Annotated in this window: 15 protein-coding genes and 1 rRNA gene; 9 read left to right on the top strand and 7 right to left on the bottom strand. The window is 45.7% G+C overall.

Annotation, left to right across the window (positions count from 1 at the left end):
• Positions 1 to 109: 109 nt before the first annotated feature.
• Together LS482_RS14940 and LS482_RS14935 are read right to left on the bottom strand one after the other, a co-directional pair.
• A 16S ribosomal RNA gene (locus LS482_RS14940) occupies positions 110 to 1,629 on the bottom strand.
• 458 nt (positions 1,630 to 2,087) lie between these two features.
• The gene (locus LS482_RS14935) at positions 2,088 to 2,789 is read right to left on the bottom strand and encodes a DUF4294 domain-containing protein (RefSeq protein WP_233028323.1); all 702 of its coding nucleotides are present in this window, start codon (positions 2,787 to 2,789) and stop codon (positions 2,088 to 2,090) included.
• A gap of 228 nt (positions 2,790 to 3,017) precedes the next feature.
• Between LS482_RS14935 and LS482_RS14930 the strand changes: the two genes are divergently transcribed.
• The 5 genes from LS482_RS14930 to LS482_RS14910 all read left to right on the top strand — a co-directional run bounded on the left by LS482_RS14930 (position 3,018) and on the right by LS482_RS14910 (position 9,135).
• On the top strand, positions 3,018 to 4,109 hold the full coding sequence (locus LS482_RS14930) for a M42 family metallopeptidase (RefSeq protein ID WP_233028322.1): 1,092 nt from the start codon (positions 3,018 to 3,020) through the stop codon (positions 4,107 to 4,109).
• A gap of 3 nt (positions 4,110 to 4,112) precedes the next feature.
• Positions 4,113 to 4,667: an NUDIX hydrolase gene (locus LS482_RS14925; RefSeq protein WP_233028321.1), complete on the top strand. Its 555-nt coding sequence runs from the start codon at positions 4,113 to 4,115 to the stop codon at positions 4,665 to 4,667.
• 64 nt (positions 4,668 to 4,731) lie between these two features.
• Positions 4,732 to 6,657 (top strand): DUF294 nucleotidyltransferase-like domain-containing protein, encoded by a 1,926-nt coding sequence (locus LS482_RS14920; protein ID WP_233028320.1) that lies wholly within the window; start codon positions 4,732 to 4,734, stop codon positions 6,655 to 6,657.
• Between the two features lie 76 nt (positions 6,658 to 6,733).
• Positions 6,734 to 7,066 (top strand): TraR/DksA family transcriptional regulator, encoded by a 333-nt coding sequence (locus LS482_RS14915; protein ID WP_233028319.1) that lies wholly within the window; start codon positions 6,734 to 6,736, stop codon positions 7,064 to 7,066.
• A gap of 497 nt (positions 7,067 to 7,563) precedes the next feature.
• The gene (locus LS482_RS14910; protein WP_233028318.1) at positions 7,564 to 9,135 is read left to right on the top strand and encodes a SulP family inorganic anion transporter; all 1,572 of its coding nucleotides are present in this window, start codon (positions 7,564 to 7,566) and stop codon (positions 9,133 to 9,135) included.
• Positions 9,136 to 9,305: 170 nt separating this feature from the next.
• On the opposite strand, the gene LS482_RS14905 is transcribed toward LS482_RS14910, so the two are convergent.
• Positions 9,306 to 9,944 (bottom strand): class I SAM-dependent methyltransferase, encoded by a 639-nt coding sequence (locus LS482_RS14905; protein ID WP_233028317.1) that lies wholly within the window; start codon positions 9,942 to 9,944, stop codon positions 9,306 to 9,308.
• Positions 9,945 to 10,206: 262 nt separating this feature from the next.
• Between LS482_RS14905 and LS482_RS14900 the strand changes: the two genes are divergently transcribed.
• A complete protein-coding gene (locus LS482_RS14900; RefSeq protein ID WP_233028316.1) occupies positions 10,207 to 11,946 on the top strand; it encodes a M14 family metallopeptidase in 1,740 nt (579 codons plus the stop codon).
• 68 nt (positions 11,947 to 12,014) lie between these two features.
• On the opposite strand, the gene LS482_RS14895 is transcribed toward LS482_RS14900, so the two are convergent.
• The 3 genes from LS482_RS14895 to LS482_RS14885 all read right to left on the bottom strand — a co-directional run bounded on the left by LS482_RS14895 (position 12,015) and on the right by LS482_RS14885 (position 14,941).
• Entirely contained in the window at positions 12,015 to 13,859 is a 1,845-nt protein-coding gene (locus tag LS482_RS14895; protein WP_233028315.1) for an ABC transporter ATP-binding protein, read from the bottom strand.
• Positions 13,860 to 13,968: 109 nt separating this feature from the next.
• Positions 13,969 to 14,256: a hypothetical protein gene (locus LS482_RS14890; RefSeq protein ID WP_233028314.1), complete on the bottom strand. Its 288-nt coding sequence runs from the start codon at positions 14,254 to 14,256 to the stop codon at positions 13,969 to 13,971.
• Between the two features lie 97 nt (positions 14,257 to 14,353).
• Positions 14,354 to 14,941: an NUDIX hydrolase gene (locus LS482_RS14885; protein WP_233028313.1), complete on the bottom strand. Its 588-nt coding sequence runs from the start codon at positions 14,939 to 14,941 to the stop codon at positions 14,354 to 14,356.
• An 8-nt stretch (positions 14,942 to 14,949) separates the two neighbouring features.
• Between LS482_RS14885 and pyrE the strand changes: the two genes are divergently transcribed.
• The gene (pyrE, locus tag LS482_RS14880; protein WP_233028312.1) at positions 14,950 to 15,603 is read left to right on the top strand and encodes an orotate phosphoribosyltransferase; all 654 of its coding nucleotides are present in this window, start codon (positions 14,950 to 14,952) and stop codon (positions 15,601 to 15,603) included.
• A gap of 69 nt (positions 15,604 to 15,672) precedes the next feature.
• Positions 15,673 to 16,065: an SRPBCC family protein gene (locus LS482_RS14875; RefSeq protein WP_233028311.1), complete on the top strand. Its 393-nt coding sequence runs from the start codon at positions 15,673 to 15,675 to the stop codon at positions 16,063 to 16,065.
• 82 nt (positions 16,066 to 16,147) lie between these two features.
• On the opposite strand, the gene LS482_RS14870 is transcribed toward LS482_RS14875, so the two are convergent.
• Positions 16,148 to 16,879 carry a biotin--[acetyl-CoA-carboxylase] ligase gene (locus LS482_RS14870; protein WP_233028310.1) on the bottom strand — a complete coding sequence of 244 codons (732 nt, stop codon included), beginning with the start codon at positions 16,877 to 16,879 and terminating at the stop codon, positions 16,148 to 16,150.
• Between the two features lie 177 nt (positions 16,880 to 17,056).
• Between LS482_RS14870 and rsfS the strand changes: the two genes are divergently transcribed.
• On the top strand, positions 17,057 to 17,428 hold the full coding sequence (gene rsfS, locus LS482_RS14865; RefSeq protein ID WP_187965230.1) for a ribosome silencing factor: 372 nt from the start codon (positions 17,057 to 17,059) through the stop codon (positions 17,426 to 17,428).
• Positions 17,429 to 17,446 lie beyond the last annotated feature (18 nt).

The following is a 17,446-nucleotide window of genomic DNA, read 5'->3' as shown; positions in this document are numbered from 1 at the left end:
ATAGTGCCAACTCCAAACCTTTAACCGCTAATCTTTGTTTATTGACAGCTTTAAGCAAGATCATCCCTTTCGCAATACCTCTTAAAGACCTCTTGAGCGTTTGCTCTAGAAAGGAGGTGTTCCAGCCGCACCTTCCGGTACGGCTACCTTGTTACGACTTAGCCCCAGTTACCGGTCTTACCCTAGGCAGCTCCTTGCGGTCACCGACTTCAGGTACCCCCGGCTTCCATGGCTTGACGGGCGGTGTGTACAAGGCCCGGGAACGTATTCACCGGATCATGGCTGATATCCGATTACTAGCGATTCCAGCTTCACGCAGTCGAGTTGCAGACTGCGATCCGAACTGTGATCGGTTTTTTAGATTCGCTCCTGCTCGCGCAGTCGCTGCTCGCTGTACCGACCATTGTAGCACGTGTGTAGCCCAAGACGTAAGGGCCGTGATGATTTGACGTCATCCCCACCTTCCTCGCGGTTTGCACCGGCAGTCTGGCTAGAGTCCCCGACCTTACTCGCTGGTAACTAACCACAGGGGTTGCGCTCGTTATAGGACTTAACCTGACACCTCACGGCACGAGCTGACGACAACCATGCAGCACCTTGTGAATTGTCCGAAGAAATACTTGTTTCCAAATACGTCAATCCACATTTAAGCCTTGGTAAGGTTCCTCGCGTATCATCGAATTAAACCACATGCTCCACCGCTTGTGCGGGCCCCCGTCAATTCCTTTGAGTTTCATTCTTGCGAACGTACTCCCCAGGTGGGATACTTATCACTTTCGCTTAACCACTGAGACCGAAATCCCAACAGCTAGTATCCATCGTTTACGGCGTGGACTACCAGGGTATCTAATCCTGTTCGCTACCCACGCTTTCGTCCATCAGCGTCAATGATGTGTTAGTAACCTGCCTTCGCAATCGGTATTCTATGTAATATCTATGCATTTCACCGCTACACTACATATTCTAATTACTTCACACATATTCAAGACCGCCAGTATCAAAGGCTATTTTACCGTTGAGCGGCAAACTTTCACCCCTGACTTAACAGCCCGCCTACGGACCCTTTAAACCCAATGATTCCGGATAACGCTTGCACCCTCCGTATTACCGCGGCTGCTGGCACGGAGTTAGCCGGTGCTTATTCGTACAATACCGTCATCAACTTACACGTAAGTCTTATTCTTCTTGTACAAAAGCAGTTTACAACCCATAGGGCAGTCTTCCTGCACGCGGCATGGCTGGATCAGTCTCCCGACCATTGTCCAATATTCCTCACTGCTGCCTCCCGTAGGAGTCTGGTCCGTGTCTCAGTACCAGTGTGGGGGATCTCCCTCTCAGGACCCCTACCCATCGTAGCCTTGGTATGCCGTTACCATACCAACTAGCTAATGGGACGCATGCTCATCTTATGCCACCGTAGTTTTAATTTAAAAATGATGCCACCTCTAAATACCATGGGGTATTAATCCAAATTTCTTCGGGCTATCCCCCTGCATAAGGCAGATTGCATACGCGTTACGCACCCGTGCGCCGGTCTCAAGTTTAGCAAGCTAAACTCTACCCCTCGACTTGCATGTGTTAGGCCTGCCGCTAGCGTTCATCCTGAGCCAGGATCAAACTCTTCATCGTTTAAATTATTTATACGTCTAAACTCTAAAAAGTCCTTAATCCGTAAATCTTACTCAAAACAATCTTGCTTAAATCTTCCTTTACTTCCCATTCCGTAGAATGAAAAAAAAGTGCTGTCAACAATATTTCAACGAACTTATCTTTTCTTTGTCCAAAGCAAAAATACACCTCAGTATACCCTCGCTAAACTTAGCCTTTCCGGTTAAGCGGCTGCAAAAATAATAACTCTTTTTGATTCCCGCAAAACTTTTCTTCAAAACTTTTCCTCTCAATGAACTCGCTCCCCAATCTCTCCACGCATTCTCCCGCTAAGCGGGTGCAAATATAGAACCCTTTAAACCATTTATACAAGGAAAAATTCAGGATTTTTTCTCCCTATTCACCAACATACTGCCAAACAACACATTAAGACAGAAAAAAAGGATAGCTAATATAACGGATTTCTTTGAACCAGGCAACTATTTTTTCAAATCAGGCGATTTTTTCCACTTATTGGTCAGGGTAGCATAATCAAAATCCAGTACCGATGGCTGCTTTTCTATCCTGTCATCAGCAAAGGCTCTTTGCAAAATATCCTCAATAAGATAATCTTCATGTACCGATTCGGGATGGTATTCTTCCTTCAGGGATATTTTAAACAACCGGGCCGTATTGTTGTACCAGAACGCCCGCCAGCCGTTCCGCAACTCTTTAACAAGGTCGAAGGCAGTAGATCCTGTTTGCCTGTGAATGAGCTTTACCAATATCTGCCCTTCTGTCCGGGTAAGCTTTTTGAGTTCTTCCGTAAACTCGTCTTCTATATACTTTTGTATCCTTCTCGTATACCACCTCCTCCGGGATTTGGATTCGATCATACCAAGTCTCCTGTTCAATTCCGTCAACCGTTCGGAAGCCAGCTTGGCATAAGGATACACTTTCAGGGTCTTTCTCTTTAATATATAATAGCGGGCCCGTTCTTTCCTGGAATCAAATTTAAGCCGGTCAAAAACAAAAACCTCTTCCAGGCCAATAGCCTTCCGGAGAATCGTATCCCCTTCGAGCAAAATATATTCCTGTCCCAGCGAATCCCGGAAAGTACCGTGGTCCTGAGCACAAACAAAATTTCCCGAAACCAGGAAAATGAAACCATATATCCATTTGTTGGCCATATACTTACTCAAAAGGCTCCTTTACAACTTTATTCCAGGCGTAAATTTACGAACATTCTAACTGTTGGCAACACACCTGTTTCATTTAACATTTACTTCATCCTGTTTTCCTCACAAAAAATAATACACCCCGATGTCAACCCCCGGTTCACTTTGTACAACGGCAAATATCTACAGTATAAACTGTGTATGTTATTGAATATTATTATTTTCGTGCGGTAATTAAATTTAATTTGAATTATGGCGAAAAAAGCAGAAATCATAAACAAGAAATCTCTGGAATTCCTCGAACGATACCTGAACAATGCCGCTCCCACCGGTTATGAATCGCAGGGGCAAAAAATGTGGATGGAATACCTGAAACCTTATGTAGACACTTTTATTACCGATACGTACGGAACGGCTGTCGGTGTCATCAACCCGGACGCTCCATATAAAGTGGTTATCGAAGGCCATTCCGATGAAATTTCATGGTATGTCAACTATATTACCGACGACGGATTACTCTACGTCATCCGCAATGGAGGGAGCGACCATCAGATCGCACCGTCCAAATGGGTAAACATTCACACCAAAAAAGGTATTGTAAAAGGTGTTTTCGGATGGCCCGCTATTCACACCAGGAACTCAGCCAAAGAAGAAACCCCGAAACAGGACAACATATTTATAGACATAGGTGCCAAAGACAAAAAGGAAGCGGAAAAGATGGGCGTGCACGTAGGCTGCGTTATCACCTATCCGGACGCTTTCGAGATACTCAATAAAAACAAGCTCGTATGCAGGGCCATTGACAACCGTGCGGGTGGTTTTATGATTGCCGAGGTAGCCCGGCTGCTGCACGAAAACAAGAAGGAACTCCCCTTCGGACTGTACATTACCAACTCCGTACAGGAAGAAATCGGTTTGCGCGGTGCGGAAATGATCACACAGACCATAAAGCCGAACGTAGCCATCGTAACCGATGTATGCCACGATACCACTACTCCCATGATCGACAAAAAGAAACAGGGAGAGACCAAAATAGGAGACGGCCCCGTAATCACTTATGCCCCGGCGGTACAAAACAAACTCCGGGAACTCATTATAGAAACAGCCGAAACGAAAAAGATCCCCTTCCAGCGCATGGCGTCATCGAGGTTTACGGGGACCGATACCGATGCCTTTGCCTACAGTAATGGCGGTGTGGCATCCGCACTGATCTCCCTGCCGTTGCGATATATGCACACCACAGTGGAAATGATCCATAAGGAAGACATGGAAAACGTGATCCGGCTGATCTATGAGACCGTTCTGAAGATCACCCCGGAAACCAGCTTCAGTTATTTCGACTAAATAATGGACGAGTACGTAGACATACTGGATGAAAACGGAAATTATACCGGAAAAGCCCTTTTGAAGTCCGAAGCACATGCAAAAGGGCTTTTCCATCCTACTGTCCACGTCTGGTTCTATACCACCGGCGGCAAGGTATTACTACAGAAAAGGTCCTTACAAAAGGACACTTTCCCCGGATACTGGGATGTGTCGGTAGCCGGACATATCGGTGCGGGAGAAGCACCACTCACTTCTGCCCTTCGGGAAACAGAAGAAGAACTCGGGCTTCATATCTCTGAAGAATCCCTGAAAAAAATAGGCGTCTCCAAATCCGTCAAAAAACACCGGAACAATCTGACGGACTGTGAATTTCACCATATCTATATAAGCAGGCTTACCACTCCGTTAAACCAATTAAAGTTGCAGAAATCCGAAGTTGACGATATCAAACTCATAGCCATAGAAGATTTTCTTTCCAATATCAGGGAACCTTCTTCAACCCGCTATGTAATATTGTCCCCGGATTATTACAAGCTGGTTTTCGGAGCTATAAAGGAGCGACTAAAACAGCATTAAACAGACACATGGCAAAAAAACATGTGTGCTTCAGATACGCATTATCCGTTAAAAATACAATCAAGTGAAAAACACCATCGCCCTCCGCATTGCCGATTTCCTGAAGAATCACCCTCCTTTTGATGTACTCAGCAAGGAGCAGCTCCTGGAGGTTTCTTCCCATGTACAGGTACTCTATTTCGAAAAGAACAAAATCATTTTTGACGATAACGACGAAGGGCACAACCAGTTTTATGTAGTACACAAAGGCGCCGTGGCCCTGCAAAAGCGAAAGAACGGCGATTTTATCACCATAGACAACTGCGATGAAGGCGATATTTTCGGATTGCGCCCCCTCATTGCCCGGGAAAATTATGTTATCAAGGCCATAACCAGGGAAGAAAGTATATTGTACGGTATTCCCATCGATGTCTTTCGCCCTGTTGTTGAAAAGAACCTCCGGGTGGGTAATTTCCTCATAGAAAGTTTTGCTTCCAACACGGAAAACCCGTATTCTGAAGAACACCGCAGAAAACTATATTCCGAAAACGGCATAGATATCGGTATCAGTTCTTCTACCGACCTTTACGACCTGCAACCCGCCAGGTATGTAAAAAACGTGATCACCTGTAATAAGGAAGACAAAACCCGCGACATCGCCCTCCTGATGCGCGAAAACAACATAGGCTCTGTAGTTGTAACCGAAAATGACATCCCTGTCGGCATAGTTACCGACCGCGACCTGAAAAACAAGATCGTAACAGGTGATTATCCTATCGACATTCCCATACATAACATCATGACCTCCCCGGTAATATGTTACCCCAGGAACATTACCATTGCCCAGGCCCAGACTGCCCTGATGAAACACAAAATCGGGCACCTGTGCATTACCAAAGACGGGACACCGAAGTCCAAACTCATAGGTCTTATCTCCGAGCACGATATCACCGTATCGCAGGGCAACAACCCCTCCGTGTTGATGAAAGCCATTAAACGGGCTTCGAAGACCAAGCACCTGAAGCGCATCCATGAAAAAATAATGATCCTTCTCAACGGATATATCCGGCAAAACATACCGCTCACCCATATTTCCCGGATCATCACCGAGCTCAACGATGCCACCATAAAACGGTGCATAGAGCTCTCGCTGAAAAAAATGCCGGAAAGTCCGCCCGTAAAATTCGCCTGGCTTTCCCTCGGCAGCCAGGGCCGCAAGGAACAGCTATTACATACCGACCAGGACAACGCCATTGTATTTGAAAATGTACCTGCCGAAATACTGGACAAAACCAGGGCCTATTTCATTACCCTGGCCCAGAAAGTGACCAAACGCCTCAACACCCTGGGCTACGAATATTGCCCGGCAGACATGATGGCCAGCAACCCGAAGTGGTGCCTTTCGCTGGACGAATGGAAAGAGCAGTTCACCAAATGGATCGCAGAACCCGGTGAAAATGAAATACTGCTGTGTTCCATTTTTTTCGATTTCGATATTTCTTACGGAGACAGCACATTGACCGATGCCCTGGGCAGTCATATTTTCGAAAAAACCGGACAAAACACCTATTTTTCCGCCATGCTGGCCAAGAGTGTATTGCAGAATCCTTCGCCCCTCGGCTTTTTCCGTCAGTTCCTTGTAGAACAGAACGGCGAATACAAGGACTTCTTTGACCTGAAGAAGAGAGCCATCACTCCCATTACCGACGCCGGGCGGGTACTCATTCTTTCCCACCAGGTACGGCACATCAACAACACGGCGGAACGCTTTGAAAAACTCGCCGAACTGGAACCCGAGAACAAACAACTGTACCTTTCCTGTTCCTATACCTCCAAGGCCCTGCTGAAATTCCGTACCAAACACGGCCTTATGCATAACGACTCCGGCCGCTATATAGAACTGGCCGCCCTCTCTAAAGAAGAAAGAATGAAACTGAAACGCTGTTTTAAAACCATACGCGAAATACAGGAACTCATAAAAATGCGTTATAAACTCACCTCGTTTATTTAACCGATAGTCCATAGCAAGTCTCCGGACTCCTGACCTCGTAACACCACCATAGGTTCAACCCAAAATCCAAAAAACTATGACCGACCTCACCAACGAACAATGGATGGAATTCCTCCAGAAAGAAATCGACCGCACTGAAAAACAGGTAGAGCGTTATCGTGACATGGCCAAACCCGTAGCTCCCGAAAATGCTATTGGCCGCGTATCGCGCATGGATGCCATAAACAACCAGAGCACCGTAAAAGCTGCATTGCAGCAAGCCGAAGAAAAACTCTCCAAATTAAAATATGTGCTGGACAAAGTGGGCGATAAGGATTTCGGTATCTGTGTAAAATGCAAAAAGCCCATTCCCATGGGGCGTATTATGGCTATGCCGCAGAGTACGCTTTGTGTACAATGCGCAAGGTAATTTGTATTGTTTTTCGGCCTCTGTGTTTATGACCTCTTTGAGGTTCCGTGCAATAAAAATAAGATTTCCAGGATATAAACACCACTTTATACATCCAAAATACCCTGTCGTGAGTCTCCGTACTCGTGACTTCTATTTCCCCTTCCAACAAACACCCATCACTATTAATACCACAACATCTGCCCCCATCGAATTACCAACTCCACCAAAAGCAAAGCATTTTTTTAACAAATACACAAAAATCACCTTAACATAAATTTTTGTTAACCCGTAATAGTTGTCACTTCCTGCAAAAACCTTACTTTTGCCGCTTCAATTATGGAACACGTAGTAACTACATACTTTACAGGCCTTACACCGCCTTGATTTACAGGGCTTTACCGATGTTCCGGTTTTCCCTGTGCCAGGGAAAAATCTCCTATTTCCATATACATCACACATAGATAGCTTTTTTAAACCTATTTGTTTATACAACAACCCATTCATCTTTTATTGCTATGAAAAAAATATTCAATTTATTTGACCTGAAGCAAAAAGTGGACTACAAGACCGAAGTTCTTTCGGGCCTTACCGTAGCGCTGGCCCTGGTGCCCGAAGCCATTGCCTTCGCCATGATAGCCGGGTTTTCACCGCTTATAGGCCTTTACGCCGCTTTTACCATGGGACTGATAACTTCCATACTGGGCGGGCGTCCGGGAATGATCTCGGGGGCAACAGGTGCCGTGGCCGTGATTTTTGTCGGACTTATAATAAAGCTAAAAGACATAAACCCGGATATTACTCCGGAGGGTATTTTGCAGTTCGTCTTTGCTACGGTTATTCTGGCCGGAGTCATACAAATACTGGCCGGGGTATTGCGGTTGGGTAAATTTATCCGCCTGGTTCCACAATCCGTAATGTTCGGTTTTGTGAACGGGCTGGCCATTATCATTTTCACCTCACAGTTTCCCAGCTTTTACCAGAAGGGAGAACTCCTGCAAGGATCTTCCATGCTTATCATGCTGGGACTGGTATTACTTACCATGCTCATTATCTGGGGGCTGCCCAGGCTTACCAAGGCCGTACCTTCATCACTGGTTGCTATCATCACGGTTTCTGCCATAGTCATAGGGCTTAATATAGACACCACCACTGTAGCCGACACCCTTAAAGAAGGGGAAACTATCAAGGGTGGTTTTCCGCCGCTTACCATTCCCAATATCCCCTTTACCTGGGAAACCTTTATGCTTATCCTTCCCTATTCCGCCATTATTGCAGGTGTGGGTATGATAGAAAGCCTGCTGAGTTTAAGTCTGATTGACGAGATCACCGAGACCCGCGGACGAGGTAACAAGGAATGTGTAGCCCAGGGAACGGCAAACATCGTTTCCGGTTTCTTTTCCGGCATGGGCGGTTGTGCCATGCTGGGGCAGAGCCTTATCAATATATCGTCCGGAGCAAGGGCAAGGTTATCCGGTATCGTGGCTTCCGTAGGATTGCTGTGCTTTATCATGTTCGGTTCCGGCCTGATCGAAAGGTTGCCTATGGCCGCTTTGGTAGGTGTAATGTTTATGGTGGCCATCGGAACATTTGAATGGGCCAGCCTGAAGACCTTTAAAAAAATGCCCGCTTCCGATGTTATCGTAATGGTATTGGTTACCCTTATCACTGTGGTCACCCACAACCTGGCCGTGGCCGTACTTATTGGTGTTGTACTTTCCGCCCTGGCCTATTCCTGGGAAAACGCCAAGCGTATCCGTGCCCGGAAGCACGTGGATGAAAACGGTGTAAAGCATTACGAGATATTCGGCCCTCTCTTTTTCGGGTCCGTACAGGGTTTTGCCGAAAAATTCGATGTGCTCAACGACCCTCAGGAAATTATCATTGACTTTGCAGAAAGCCGTGTGGCCGACATGTCGGCCATTGAAGCCCTCAATGCCGTAACCCACCGCTATGCCAAGCAGGGTAAAAAAGTACACCTTCGCCACCTCAGCAAGGATTGCCGCAGATTGTTACAAAATGCCGAAGCCATCATTGATGTAAACATTATGGAAGATCCGAGTTACAAGGTTATGGTAAACAAGATCTGATCCCTGCATATCAAAAACAAAAAAGTAAGGCTGTCTGGAAAAGGCAGCCTTCTCTTTTATACCCCTCCCCCCCCTTGTGACGAAGGAAGAGAGATGGCGCCCGACCGGAGCGTTGCCCATATCGTCACAAATCTCCGGACTCGTGACTTGTAACCATACAACCCGATAAATCAACGATCAAAAACAATTAACCTACCCTCCGCAGTCAATCCGGAAAAACCCAACGCTTCCTCCATCCACTCCAAGGTCCTTTCCCGGTAAATAAACACATGGGTAGGATCGTTTTTATAATTCCAGCTGTGAAAATCGACGCTTTTGTCGTAGAGATTCGTCATGCAATACAGTTTTCCCTTCGGTAGCAACAGGCCTCTGAGTAACTCAAATTCGCGCAACGGTTGTTGAAAATGTTCCATCACCTCACAGCAAACAATATAATGATAACGCTCTTCCAGTAAGGCTTTGTCATTGGCAAAAAAAGGGTCGTACTGTACAATATCATATCCCCGGTCTTCGAGCATTTTTGAAATAACGGGCCCTGTCCCTGCCCCGAAGTCGAGTCCCCGGTGATGCGGTTCAAAATCGCGCATAACCGATGAAGTGATGGGGGAAACAAATTGCTGATAGCGCTCGTCAAAAACGTCGTTGTTGTGCTCTTCGTAGCGGGATCTTTCCGCATCATCCCCCACATATGTACTTTCCGCCCGGAAAATGCCACGGCAACATCCGCAGGAATAAAACAGGTGCTTCCTGTCGTAAAACAGACGCACATCGTTGCTACTACACAAGGGACAATTTATTCGGCGGTTCATTGTGCAAACGTCTTTTCGGTTGCCTTACAAAGGTATGAGAATCCCTTTTGAAAAAGCAAAATCACCCGCACCGGTAAGAAAGTACCGACCGTAATCACCGGAGATTATCACAGCATGGCAAAATTAAAACCCTTTTATCCTTTTTCCGTTTCCGGAACATTACGGGCTCCTGCCAAATTTAGTATCTTCGTGAAGTTTAAATTAACAGGGCTACAGACCTGCACACATGCTAACCGCAAGTCTGAACCAGAACCGATCGTATATGAAACGCTATTTTCTATACCTTTTCCTGTTGCTAACGGCGTGTAACAATATCAACCCGGAGGAAGAACAGGAATTCACCACTTTTTATGAGACCTCCGGCGGAAAAGAAACCCCTACTTATGACGAGGTTATACACTATTACATGAAACTGGCCACGGCATTGCCCGATATCAACCTGCAGACCATGGGCGACACCGATAGCGGCCACCCTTTACATATCGTGACCTATAACCCTGACGGAAGTTTCAATTTCAAAAAAATAAGACAGGACAAACGCATACTTCTCATCAATAACGGTATCCATCCCGGGGAAAGTGACGGCATTGATGCCACCATGATGCTGTTGCGGGACTATGCCACTGGAAAACTCACCCCTCCCGAAAATACGGTTATCGTGGCCATCCCCGTCTATAACATCGGCGGGGCCCTGAACAGGAACAGTCACAGCCGGGCCAACCAGAACGGCCCGCAGGAATACGGTTTCCGGGGCAATGCCAGGAACTATGACCTCAATCGCGATTTCATCAAGGCCGATTCCAAAAATGCAAGGGCCTTTGCCGAGATCTTCCATCTCGTAAAACCCGATGTTTTTGTTGACACCCATGTAAGCAACGGTGCGGATTATCAATACACACTTACCCATTTGTTCACGCAACACAATAAACTTGGCGGTGAACTGGGAAAATACCTTCACCAGGAAATGATGCCGCAACTCGAAAAAAATCTTGCCGACGAGGAATGGCACATTACCCCTTATGTAAATGTATTCAATAAAGTTCCGGAAAAAGGCTTTTCCCAGTTTATGGATTATCCGAGATACTCCACCGGCTACACTGCCCTTTGGAACACCCTGGGCATGATGGTGGAAACCCATATGCTCAAACCCTACAAACAACGGGTTGAAGGCACCTATCAATTACTGAAGAACATGGTAGACATTACCGAAAAGGATTCCAGGAAAATCAGGGACCTCCGGGAAAAAGCCTTTGAAAGTTATGCCAATACAAAAAACTACCCTGTGCAGTGGACCATAGATTCTACCAAGCTATCCACCTTGTATTTCAGAGGGTACGAAGCCGACACCCTTATCAGTGAGGTTACCGGGTTCCCGCGGTTAAAATACGATCGCGACAGGCCCTTTACCAAACCGGTATCATATAACGACTATTTTAAACCTTCCCGGGAGGTATCCATCCCCGAAGCCTACATCATCCCGAAACAATGGTGGCGAGTCATAGCATTATTGCAGGCCAATAAGGTGGAGATGAACATGGTTACACGCGATACCCTCATGGAAGTGGAAGCCTACCGCATTGAAGGTTACGAGACACGGAACACGGCCTACGAAGGCCATTACCTCCATTACAACACCAGCGTAAGCAGCCAGACGCAAAAAGTACAATTCCGCAAAGGCGACCGTATTGTAAAAACCGACCAGCCCGCCCTCCGTTACCTCCTGGAAACTCTTGAACCGGAAGCTACGGATTCTTTTTTTAACTGGAACTTTTTTGACCCCATCCTGCAACAAAAAGAACATTTTTCACCTTATGTGTTTGAAGACATTGCCAAGGAAATGCTGGACAATGACCCGGCATTGCGGGAAAAATTTGAGAACAGAAAAACGGAAGACACGGCATTTGCCCGAAACTGGTACCGACAACTGGACTGGATATACAAACGCTCTCCCCATTACGAAAAGGACCATCTTCAATACCCGGTATATCGTGTTAGGAGTTGATTAGTTGTTAGTTTCGTAGTAAAACCAAAATCAGAACACTTCAGGCTTCGGGCTTCGCACTTCTGATTTCAATGATATCCGACCGCCTGTAAACTGAACAACTCGGCATAAAGGCCGTTGTTTTCCATCAGTGTTTCGTGCGGCCCTTTTTCGAGGACTTTACCATTTTCGAGTACTACAATGGTATTGGCCAGTCGTACCGTACTGAACCTATGGGAAATGATAATAGCGGTCTTTCCTTCGGTAAGCCCTATGAACCTTTGAAAAGCCTCATATTCCGCACGGGCATCCAGGGCGGAGGTGGGCTCGTCCAGTATGGCAATTTTAGCGTCTTTCATATAAGCCCTGGCCAGAGCTATCTTTTGCCATTGTCCTCCGGACAGGTCCAGTCCGTTGGTAAATCTACGGCCCAGTTTCTGATCATATTTTCGCGGCAGGGTAGCGATGACCTCGTCGGCAAGGCTTTGTTCTGCCGCTGTTTTGATCCTTTCGCCATCATCCACATTTTCGATATTTCCCACGGCAATGTTTTCTCCGGCAGAGAAATTATACTTTACAAAGTCCTGGAAGATCACCCCGAAAAGTTTCTGGTATTCTTCTTTGGCAAATTCCCGGATATTTGTCCCGTCCAGCAGTATTTTCCCTTTCACAGGTTCGTAGAATCGCAATGCCAGTTTTATCAGCGTGGTCTTTCCGGCACCGTTCTCTCCCACAAAAGCAAGTTTTTGCCCGGCAGGCACTTTAAAATTTATTCCTTTTAAAACATAGTCTTCCTGCCCGGGATATTTAAACCACACATCCACAAATTCCAGTCCGTCCCGGAAGTCCTCCGGCACAGGAGCCAAAGAAGCCGTAGTCGCATCTTCCGAAGCTGTTTCCATATCCAGGAAATCGAAATAATCCTTTAAATAAAGGGAACTCTCCGTAATCTGGCTAAACCTGAAAAAAATAACCTGAAGCTGGTTCCGCAGACGGTTAAAGGAACCGGAAAGGAAAGTAAGGTCCCCCACCGTAAGCACCCCCGCAACTACCCGGATGATAATAACGATATACGCCCCGTAATAGGAAATGACGCCCAGGACATTAAAGACCCCGCCCCAGAGGTTTTTCCGGATGGCCAGTTTCCGGGTCACTTTATAATATTCATCCGACAGCCTTTTAAAACGATCGGAAATATACCCCGTAAGCCCGAACAGTTTTACTTCCTTCGCAGTAATGTCACTGGCACCAACATATCTCAGATCGTCCAGTTCCCTGCGTTCGGTGGTCCATCCACGGGCAAGGGAATAGCTTTTCTGGCTGAATTTTATTTCGTTCAGAAATGCGGGGATCACCGCCAGGACAAGCAGCACTATAAGCCAGGGCTCAAACACCACCAGGGCGGTAACCAGGGATACCACCGTAATACTGTCCTGAAATTGTGACATAATATTGGACATCAGGGAAACCCGGCCCACGGTCTGCCGGCGGGCACGCTCCAGTTTATCGTAAAAATCGGCATCTTCCAGCTGGCTCAACTCGATCTCGGCCGTCTTGTTGATGATTTCCACGGAGGATTTGTTGGCGTAAAGATCACCAACCAGTGTATCCGTAAGGTTAATGGCCCGGCTTATGAGGTCGGAAAGCACCGCAAGACCCAGTTCCACCCCCACCAGCATCCACAATCTTGCAAAGTCCTTTTCCGGGGCATCGATCTGCAATACAACTTCGTCAAGTATCAGCTTACCGACCCACAACATGAGCACCGGGGTAGCCGAATTGACAATACGTGCGAAAAGATTGGTATAGAACAGCCGGGGAGATACTTCCTTTATTTTACTGAAAAACCGCGGTATATACTGAAGGGAACCGAAACGTTCCCTCCAGCTTATTTTGGGTGTACCGGTATCGGTCGTGGATTTTTGCTGAGGCATATTGGTATGTTTTCAACCTGTAAAATTAGGTTTTTTAAAATTATGCCTCCCTCCGGATAACTGTTCTCCTGTTCCATTCAGGAATCAAACAAGTTACAGGCCTATTTTATCATTGCTTCCAGGGTTTTCTGTTCTTGAATCTGGGCCCTGTAACCGTATTCCTTTTTCTTCTGACCACCACCTGCCGGGTAGTGTCTTTCTTTTCCCAGATTTTTCGGTTCTTGGCTTTCGGTCCTGTCACCGGTTTCCTGTCGGGGGTATGATACACAACAATGGTTTTGCGTTCCTTTTCCCATATCTTTTCATTCTTGACCCTGGGGCCGGTAAGTTCGCTTTGCTGGCCGTTCGAGACCGTGACAAAACACAGGGCCAGGAGTAAAACAAATGTACTCTTCATGATGTCTGTTTTTTGTGATATTGCAAAAATAATCACCAAAAAACATATTTCCATTAAAATACAATTAGAATTTCAGTTTAAAACTGCCGATATGTTGCTAGTTTGCAAACAACACCTTTATGTTGGCATATGAATTCCGGAGGGCTTCCGGAATTTCGTCAGGTTTCATCCATTCCGCCTTTTCAATTCCTTCTTCACACTGCGCCTTGAGTTTTCCTTTATATGTACTGGTCATGCCGTACCAATGGGTTTCTTTCAGCTTGTAAGTGCCGTTTCGTTTAAAAATGTGATATGTCTTTTGTAAAAGCGGACCGAGTTTCAGTTTCTTTACGCCTGTTTCCTCCTCTACTTCCCTCAGGGCGGCTTCTTCAATAGATTCCTTTTTTTCGAGTTTCCCCTTCGGAAGGTCCCATTTACCGTTGCGGTAGATAAACAGCACTTCCTTCGCTTCATTGGTCACCAGTCCGCCTGCTGCCACTACCAGCGGCATTTTTTCCTGAAATTTTTTAAGCAGCTGCCCCGCTTCCGGATCATACAAATGGGCACATTCTATTTCCCCTTTGGTGAGCTGCCTTATGACCTCTTCCATACGCACACTTTCCAGTAAAAACAGTTTATGTTTTACCTCCTTGGTAAGTATATTTGTTAAAATAATTGGATAATCATTTACAAAAACTTCATACATTTGTCACCATGGTTTTAGACAAAAATACCGCTAAAAAAACAGCAGAACTTTTATTGCAAATTAATGCAATAAAATTGAATCCGAAAAATCCTTTTACATGGGCTTCAGGGTGGAAATCACCCATTTATTGTGACAACAGAATTTCGTTGTCTTACCCGCCCATCAGGAACTTTATCCGGGAGAATATTGCCAGGCAGATTGAGGAGTATTACGGCAAGCCCGATGTTATTGCAGGTGTAGCCACGGGTGCCATAGGGATTGGTATCCTGGTAGCCGAATACCTCAGTGTTCCTTTTGTATATGTGAGACCCGAGCCTAAAAAACACGGCAGGCAAAACCAGATTGAAGGGTACCTGGAACCCGGCCAAAACGTTGTTGTTGTGGAAGACCTTATCAGTACCGGAAAGAGCAGTCTCAATGCTGTGGAAGCCCTGAGGGAACACGGAGCCAACGTCAAAGGCATGATGGCCATTTTCTCTTACGGATTTGATGTGGCCACCCGGAACTTTGAAGACAACAAAGTACACCTCACTACGTTGAGCCATTACGATTACCTGCTCGAACAGGCCGTGGAAACCAATTACATCAGTGAAAAAGAGCTGGACACCCTCAAAGAATGGCGAAACAATCCGGCCGGGTGGAAATCTGAAACGGTCAATTAACAATTTTCTGAATATACCGGACGTTATAACAATCAGAAAAAAATATCCGATTAAATACACAAAATTCACATGCACATAGAAAGTCCGAAAACATCCGTAAACAAATCACAGGAAGCACTTTTTCACTTTCTCTCCGATACAAAAAACTTCGAAACCCTGATGCCGGAAAATACCAGCAAATTTGAAGTACTGAGCGAAGATTCTTTTGTCTTTGCCCTGAAAGGAATGCCCGAAATTGTTTTAAAGCTGAAAGATAAAAACGAATTTGACCGGATAGTTCTCGGAGCGGCCAGTGACAAACTGCCCTTTACGCTTACGGCACATATCAGTGCTATCGAAGAAGATAAAAGTGAAGCCCAACTGGTTTTCGACGGTGAATTCAACACCATGATGGGGATGATGATAAAAGGCCCCATTACCAGCTTTATAGGGACCCTGAGCGCCAATATGGGGAAACTGTAGAGGGCATAGTTCGAAGTTGGGGAGTTTTGGAGTTCGGAGTTTTCACACCTTATGAACTCCAAAACTCCCCAACTAAAAAACCTCAATACAAAAGTTTCACCTCTTTCAGGTCGAATTCTTTCCGCACTTCATTTTCCAGCTGGATTACCAGTTTCCCTGTTTCGGAAATCCCCCTGATGAATCCCATGAACAATTCACCTTCACCGTTTTCAAATGTGGAGGGTTTGTCTTTCCGGAAAAGAGCGCTTTCGTATCGTGATTTTAGTGATATGAGATTTCTGCTCACAATCAGTTCTTCATAACGCCTCAGTTCGGTAACAATGCCGTGCATCAGTTCATCCAGGTTATAGGTAATACCCGTAATGCGCTTTAATGAACCTGCATTGGGCAAACCGTTAAAATCGGTCTGGTTAACATTGAGTCCCATACCGATAACGGCGGCGTCCAATTCTCCCTTTTTTATGATGCTCTCGATCAGAACACCGCATATCTTCTGATTTGCTGACAAAATGTCGTTCGGCCACTTGATCTTCACTTGTGGCATATTGAACTTCTTCAGGGCCCTCACAATGGCAAGCGAGGTGGCCATACTCAGGTAAAAAACCTCTTCTTTACGGATACAGGATATTTTTTTATAGACGCTAAACGTCAGGTTCTTACCGGACTCAGAGTTCCACGAAGTCCCCATCTGCCCCCTTCCCCGGGTCTGATGGCGTGCCACCACAATCGTATAGTCATCCAAAATACCCGTAGCACTTAATTCTTTCAAATAAGAATTTGTAGAATCAATGGCATTAAGTTTGATTATATGCATACGGAATACGAATGTTCTGTTAAATAGAATAGTTAAAGAAACAAAAAAGTAATAACTTTGCGTAAAATAACTAATAGAAAAGGCCTCGCCTCCGGTAATAACACAAAAATACGAGGAATAGTTCTGTGTAACAACGAGGCAGCAGGTCCGGGTACAAATTTAAATACATGAAAGTTAATGGCAAAAAAGAACAGTAGTGCAGACCAGTTAATCGCAATAATCTTGAAGGGGATAGAGGATGTTAAAGGAAAAGATATAAATATCTTGGATCTTAGGGAGATTGAAAACACGGTTTGTGACTACTTTATCATCTGCAACGGTACCTCCAACACCCAAGTCAATGCCATTGTAAATTCCATCCAAAAAACCGTAAGCAAGGAAATCAAGGACAAACCTTGGCATGTAGAAGGCACGGACAATGCTGAATGGGTATTGATGGATTACGTAAACGTGGTGGTACATGTTTTCCAGAAACACATCCGCGAGTATTACGACATCGAGGGCCTCTGGGGAGATGCTAAAGTAACCTCTGTTCCGACCAATTATTAATATATTTTCAGACTAAGA

The sequence above is a fragment of the Sinomicrobium kalidii genome, assembly GCF_021183825.1.
Classification (GTDB): domain Bacteria; phylum Bacteroidota; class Bacteroidia; order Flavobacteriales; family Flavobacteriaceae; genus Sinomicrobium; species Sinomicrobium kalidii.
This window is presented reverse-complemented; position numbering and strand designations above follow the sequence as displayed.